The organism is Deltaproteobacteria bacterium (assembly GCA_019310525.1).
Classification (GTDB): domain Bacteria; phylum Desulfobacterota; class DSM-4660; order Desulfatiglandales; family HGW-15; genus JAFDEE01.
On record JAFDEE010000136.1, the window covers coordinates 1 to 5,651 of the forward strand.

Annotated in this window: 6 protein-coding genes; all 6 read right to left on the reverse strand. The window is 53.3% G+C overall.

Going from position 1 to position 5,651, the window contains the following annotated elements; all coding sequences use genetic code 11:
• Positions 1-360: 360 nt before the first annotated feature.
• A complete protein-coding gene (locus JRF57_16040; protein MBW2305208.1) occupies positions 361-705 on the reverse strand; it encodes a hypothetical protein in 345 nt (114 codons plus the stop codon).
• Positions 629-1,246, reverse strand: a complete 618-nt coding sequence (locus JRF57_16045; GenBank protein MBW2305209.1) for a type II secretion system protein — start codon at positions 1,244-1,246, stop codon at positions 629-631. The genes JRF57_16040 and JRF57_16045 overlap by 77 nt, the downstream gene beginning before the upstream one ends.
• Before the next feature lie 6 nt (positions 1,247-1,252).
• Entirely contained in the window at positions 1,253-1,726 is a 474-nt protein-coding gene (locus tag JRF57_16050; protein ID MBW2305210.1) for a type II secretion system protein, read from the reverse strand.
• Positions 1,720-2,193 carry a type II secretion system protein gene (locus JRF57_16055; GenBank protein ID MBW2305211.1) on the reverse strand — a complete coding sequence of 158 codons (474 nt, stop codon included), beginning with the start codon at positions 2,191-2,193 and terminating at the stop codon, positions 1,720-1,722. The genes JRF57_16050 and JRF57_16055 overlap by 7 nt, the downstream gene beginning before the upstream one ends.
• Positions 2,190-4,598 carry an SPOR domain-containing protein gene (locus tag JRF57_16060; GenBank protein MBW2305212.1) on the reverse strand — a complete coding sequence of 803 codons (2,409 nt, stop codon included), beginning with the start codon at positions 4,596-4,598 and terminating at the stop codon, positions 2,190-2,192. Before JRF57_16060 ends, JRF57_16055 begins: the two co-directional genes overlap by 4 nt.
• 93 nt (positions 4,599-4,691) lie before the next feature.
• Positions 4,692-5,297, reverse strand: coding sequence for a hypothetical protein (locus tag JRF57_16065; GenBank protein ID MBW2305213.1), 606 nt, complete (start codon positions 5,295-5,297; stop codon positions 4,692-4,694).
• Positions 5,298-5,651 lie beyond the last annotated feature (354 nt).

A 5,651-nucleotide genomic window follows, 5' to 3' on the forward strand; every position in this document is an offset into this window, starting at 1 on the left:
CAAGGATACGGGTAAGAATTTGAGTATAATTTTCCCGTTCATGAGTGTCTATTCAAAGGATTTTCCGGCAGGGCGGATTGTGCTTGGCGGGAACGCCACTGGATATCGTATGTATACTGTTGTGATCAAGGAGCGATGATGCCCGCGTGGCCCCCGAGGCCGAAGGTTAATGTCCCATTCTGGGAATGGGAGAACCTTGGGCCTTCAGGAGAAGACTTCAGTGTGGTTGGTGTAAGACCTCCCAAGCCGGCCTCTAAGCATTTCACTTGACCCCTTGACCCCTCGACCCCTCGGACCCTTGGCCCCTTTCTTTTAGTCAGGGTTCAAGTGGTTGGTGTAAGACCCCCCAGGCCGACCCCATCAGGGGGCGGCATTGGACTTTGTAAGCACGGTAAGAAGCTCGATAATTTTCTTGTTCTGCTCGATCATCAGGTCGTATTTTTCAATGGCTTCGTCGTATTTTTCCAGGAGTTGCCGGTTTTGCTCGTGGATGAGGTTGAGCATTTTGGTGGTGTAAAAGGTCGCAAGGGCCGTTTGGCCGATCAGGTAATCCGTACCGGCGGAACTTCCTTCCCGTGGCTCCAGGGACTTGTACTTGCGATGGAATTGTTCAAAGGAATCACCTTCTTCAGGATTGCAGGGAACAGTAAGCACCAGTAAAGGCAGAAAAAAAATGAAAAGGAAAAGAATGCCTTTTTTGTTCATTTCGGGCAGCCTCCTTTGTTTGCCGTGTGTTACCGGGAGAAGCAATGAATTTCCAGTCCGCGTAAGACGATGCTTCCTTGAAGGATGCATACCGGGACGGGAAATGACCTCTCTTGAGGGGAGGTTCCAGACTCTTGCTGAATACCCCTTTGATGCCGCCTGTCTTGTCCATTATCAGACCCCATTCCCCGTCCTCGGTCATGGGATCCCTGTAAAGCTTTCTCAGGTGCCTCCTGACATCGTGATACCGGGGGTCTTTTAAAAGGTGGGCGAGGGATAGAGGGTATTTAGCACCTCCGGATCCCGGATTGCTCAAATAATAAGATTCGATGGCCCTTCGTATCTGGTCTCCCCTGAAGAGCAGCTCCTTCTCTTTTTCTCTCTTTACCGTTGTGCTCCAGTACCGGCCGGCCGCACCCAGTGCAATGCCCATTACGGCCACAAGGATGAGCGCACTCAGGTAAGTGAATCCTGACCTGTCCGGCCCGAAGAACCAGGCATCACGGCTGGAGATGAAGGTGTGTACTGTTCTTCGCGCCATGCCGGGTCACCATTCATTGTATGGAGTTCCATCCAGGCTGACCAAGTCGCTCCCGCTGTGCACATCGTAGACACCACCCCCCGGGTCATCTTCCGGCGGGATCAGGATCCACGTTGAACGGGAACGGGTGAAGGGATCCTCGGGAACCTGCCGGATGTATTTTTTCTCCACGAGTTCATCCAGGGAGGATGGGTATTTCCCGTGATCGGCATAGTACTGGTCGATAACATCCCTCAATACGAAAAGGCTCCGGCGAAGAGAGGTTTCCTTGGCCCGGATGATACTTTTCTGGAAGTTCGGCTGGGCGATGGATGCGAGAATACCGATGATCGAGAGAACGATCATCAGTTCGATCAAAGTGTATCCCCCGTGCTTTTGCCTGAAACGGGGCGCGGAAGCGGCAATGGATTCCACGGCCTTATTTTTCTCCTGCAATCGTCGGTCGGTATGAGAGAGAGGTATCCCCCAAAGGGCTACCATTCCTTGTATGGCGTCCCATCGAGGGCGATTTCTTCGCTTTTTGAATAGACGTCATAAACGTCTTGTCCTCCCCAGATCTCACTGTCCGGTTCGTCGAAATAGGACCGCAGGCCCCACTCCCCGTCCTCGGTCATGGGATCCCTGGGTATCCGCCTGAGGAATTTCTTTTTCATCTTGACGGGGCCTTTCAGGTCTACTCCTTCCACGAGCACCTCCAGGTTCTCCGGGTAACCGCTGGCCCCGGCCTTTCGCGGTATTTTGCCCTCGTCCGAAAGGCGCTTGTATTCATCCAGGGCGGTCCGGATGATCCGGAGGTTTTCCCTGAGCTTGAGTTCCTTGCTCCTCTTGTAAGAAATCCGGGACAGGGGCATGATACAAGTGGCCAGAACGGAGAGGATCACGAGTGTGACCAGGAGTTCGATAAGGGTTACCCCGGAAGGTTTGCGAAAGCCCCGGAACATGTTCATCCCCCGATGGCCCAATCCCGTTTCACCACGTGTATATCTTTCCGGAATTGTTTCCTGCCCAGGAGGATCTCTCGATATTCCTTGGCGGATTTGAGATCAGGAAATCTTCCCACGAAGACCCGGTAGTAGATCCTCTGCTTGCTGGGGATATACTTGGAAAAGGTAAAGGAGTCATAACCGCTTTCTCTAAGCGATTTGACCCGAAGCTCTGCATCATCCGGGCGAAGAAAAGAGTTCACCTGGATACTGTATGGGGTGGATGGGGGCCAGGCCTCCTCGGTGTTTGCCGATTCAGGGCCCGATGCCTGGTCTGGGGCACGCTCGGGGCCGGCCATGGGCGGAGAGACGGAGGCGGAGACCCGGAGCGGGGTCGGATGCTTTTCGGTCCGGGAAGAGTCCGACTCCGTGGCCGAAGGCGGCGTCTCTTCAGGAAGCACAGGCGACGGAAAACTTGGCTTGACGTCCACCGGTTTTTCCGGGTTCACTTCGTCTTTTTCCTCTGTCTGTCCGCTGCCGGGCCCTTTCACGGGAGCGGGAGGCGAAGGCTCCATTTCCGGGATATCGGAGTAGGCCTCTTTTCTTGCCAGGTAGCTTTCAAAGGGTTCCCGCAACGAAAAATTCCCCTCGTTGCCTGACCAGATCTCGGAGACTTCCGTTTCGGGGATTTCCTGGCTTCGGATAATGATCGGGGTGATGGCCATGATGATGTCCGTCTTCGAGTTGTCCGTATTCTCGTTGGAGAACAGGCGGCCCACGGCGGGGATATCTCCCAGGAACGGGATTTTTCTTATAGTGCGGCGTTCTTCGTCGCTGATGAGGCCTCCGATTATTACCGTTTCACCCGGCCTGATGGTGAGCACGCTCTTGGCCTTTCGGGTTCGGATCGCATATTGCGGATCCGAGGTGGTTCCGACGTTGTCTCCAAGGGCGCTCACTTCCAGCGTCAGGTCGAGGGTTATCTCGTCGTGGATGTTTATAGTGGGCTTAACATCCAGTTTCACACCCACGTCCTGGTACTGGAAGTCCGTGGTGACCGCGCCCGTGGTATCAACGCGCCGGTTCGTACGGAGGGGCACACGTTCGCCGATGTGGATCTGGGCCTTTTCGGAATTTTTAACCCGGATCTGAGGATTGGCCAGCGTCTTGGTATCTCCGTCCTGTTTCAGGAGATTCAGGGTGGCCGTGGGCAAGGAGAAAAGGATGTTTTCAGAGGATATTCGGTCAAGGGCATGCAAAGAGCCTGAACCCGTGGCCCTGTAACTGTCGCTGTCAGAAGCGGAATTGAAGAAGTCGAGGGCCGGTTCACCAAGCCCGATGGAAAGGGAGGACGGATCGAATTCGATTCCCAGATTCTTTTCCTTGCTCCGGCTGACTTCTAGGATTTCCACGTTCAACATGACTTCTGAAGTCGGGCGGTCATTGGCCTCGATGACCTTTGAGGCAACGTCAATGAGTTCTTCGGTCCCCCGGATCACCACGGCGTTCAGTTTCTCGTTGGCGATGATATCCTTGCTGTTGAGGATCTTTGAGAGAAGAGCCACCGCCTTTTTTACGTCCAGGTTGGCCAGGTAGAAGGTCCTGATTTTCAGGTCGCGGTATTCCTTTCGCTTTGAAGGTGTATCCGGATAGATCATCAGGGTCTTGTCGTTGACTAATTTAGCGGCAAGCCTGTTGGTTTTCAGGAGAATACTCAGGAATTCATCGAAGGAGATATCGGTCACGAAAAGGGTCACCTTGGTTTCCTGAACGTCCCGGTCGAACACGAAGTTCACGCCCGTCAAGCGAGTAAGGACTTCAAACACGTTTAGAATGGGGGTATTCTTGAATTTCAACGAAACGGGGGTCTCCCGGTCGATTTTGAGGCGGAAATGGGGGGGTCTCTCTTCTTTCTTTTTGAAACCGGCAAGGGCCTTCTTTGCTTTCTCGTCCCCGGGATTCAGTTCCAGGGCCTTGAGAAACGCCTCCCGGGCCTGAGCATACTTTCGGGCCTTCAGCAGGTCTTCCCCCTTCTTCACGTAATGCCTGGACTCGTTGAGGGCGATGGCCTTCTTGATCATGTCTTCGGCCTTGATGTTGGAAGGATCAAAGGCGATGGCCATTTGGAATTCCCGGATGGCCTCCTCGTATCGATGCTTTTCCAGGAAGGCTTCGCCCTTTACGAGGTGAACGAATGAGGCCTGTTTTTTGGCCCGGTAAAGAAGGATCTTGGTTTCCCGGTCGTCCGGGTTCTCGTTGTAAGCCTTTTGAAGGATTTGGACGCTCTTGTCCCAGTCCCCGCCGGCGGCGTACTGTTTCCATTCATCGACGACCAATTTGGAAGGAGCGCATCCAAGAAGAAGGGCTGTCGCCGCCATTAAGAGTAAAAAGCGAATAATAATGTTTTGCGGATCCAGAGAATACCGCATGAACTTAAACTCCGTGCCCGGTGAAAAAGGAGAATAATTCCATTACAATGACTCCCAGGGGGTGTCACGGGCTTTACCCCCGGCAAGACCCGATCAAAAATCCGTAAGATCGACGAAAACGTTCTCCTTGATGTTTTTTGCCCAGAGCGTCAACCGGTCTTTTGAGATTTCTTTGACGAGGTACTTTCCCTCTATCCAGTCGCCTTCCTTAATGACAAGAATATCGTTTCCGTGTTCAAGAAACAGGATGCGCTCATTGTCCCGGTCAAGATATCCGAATGTCCGGAACGTACTCAGATCTTCTTCCACCTTTCGCCTCTCCAGATCCCGGGGAGGTGGAGTCTCCACCACCGGGGTCCCCTGGACTTCTACATTTTCTTCCAGGTGGTTCCCCGGGACCTCTGGTTCCCTGGCCCGGTAAAAGACGTTTCGGATCATTTCCCTTGAACGGGGTCTCATCTTGTTCAATAGGTCCAGTCTTACCCGGTGATTCAGCTCCGGGACCTGGATCTTCCCGGGTTGTTTCATTATCCGGGATGCCTTTGGTGCACCCGTGTAAGTAAGTGTCTTGACCCGCTCCTGCTTGAAAGGATTCAGGACGAGCCGGTAGACGATTGAAATACCCAGCAGGCACAAGAGAAGTGCCAGTACGAATGTTTTTTTCTCCTCGAAGAATCCTATGAACGCGGGGAGTGTCATGGGCTGCCAGAGCCTAGGGTTTATCTAGTTTCCATCCATAAATGGCCTTTTTGCGCAATCTCTGCGTCAATCTGCGGGATTCCTTGTGCGACGTACTTATAGTACGCCTCCGCGTAATCCCTTGATTTCCTTGATCTTGCACAAAAATTCTCATTTCTGGATTGGAAACTCGCTAGTGCCCAAAATTTATCCCAAATTATGCGTGAACGTTTGCCCGCCTCGGGCGCGGCTTGTCCAAGGAAGGGTAAAAGGATTTTCCCGAAGCGGCCTATTTTGGCTCTGGAGCAGCCTGCCTGCCGCAGGCAGGGAGAGCGGAAGAGCCAAAATAGGCAGTGAGCGGAGCCATGGACGGCG

Coding starts and splice junctions, on each gene's coding strand:
- JRF57_16040 (MBW2305208.1), bottom strand. CDS start 705: ATGAACAAAAAAGGCATTCTTTTCCTTTTCATTTTTTTTCTGCCTTTA.
- JRF57_16045 (MBW2305209.1), bottom strand. CDS start 1,246: ATGGCGCGAAGAACAGTACACACCTTCATCTCCAGCCGTGATGCCTGG.
- JRF57_16050 (MBW2305210.1), bottom strand. CDS start 1,726: ATGGTAGCCCTTTGGGGGATACCTCTCTCTCATACCGACCGACGATTG.
- JRF57_16055 (MBW2305211.1), bottom strand. CDS start 2,193: ATGAACATGTTCCGGGGCTTTCGCAAACCTTCCGGGGTAACCCTTATC.
- JRF57_16060 (MBW2305212.1), bottom strand. CDS start 4,598: ATGCGGTATTCTCTGGATCCGCAAAACATTATTATTCGCTTTTTACTC.
- JRF57_16065 (MBW2305213.1), bottom strand. CDS start 5,297: ATGACACTCCCCGCGTTCATAGGATTCTTCGAGGAGAAAAAAACATTC.